The organism is Bradyrhizobium sp. LeoA1Lang (assembly GCF_055413685.1).
Map to the genome: position 1 here is coordinate 1 of NZ_JBVAPG010000526.1, position 414 is coordinate 414.

Annotated in this window: 1 protein-coding gene; it reads left to right on the top strand. The window is 62.6% G+C overall.

Going from position 1 to position 414, the window contains the following annotated elements:
- The coding region (locus ACZYOF_RS44390; RefSeq protein ID WP_463719673.1) for a VCBS domain-containing protein at nucleotides 1-414 on the top strand (414 nt) is incomplete at both ends.

Sequence of the window (414 nt, forward strand, 5' to 3'; positions counted from 1 at the left end):
GCACCGTCATCGAGAAGGTCGGGACCGGCAACACCGCGCTGGACACCATTAGCGGTGCAGTGAGCTTCACCGATGTCGATCTGACGGATCGACCGATCGTCAGCGCGGCGCTTTCGACCACCCAGCCGTTCAAATATCTCGACGCGCATGGTCACGACATCACGTCATCGCTGACGCCGGAGCAGCTTGCTGCGGTCGCCGCCGTCGAGCTGCCCTTGACCGTTGTGCAGGGCGCGGGAAACAGCAACAACGGTTTCGCGACCTGGACGTACAGTGTTCCCGACCGCCTGTTCGATTTCCTCGCCGACGGTGAGACGTTGGTCCTCAATTACGTGGTTCAGGTCGACGACGGCCACGGCGGCGTCGTCAACACGCCGATCACGGTGTCCATCAATGGCGCCGATGTCAGCGTCG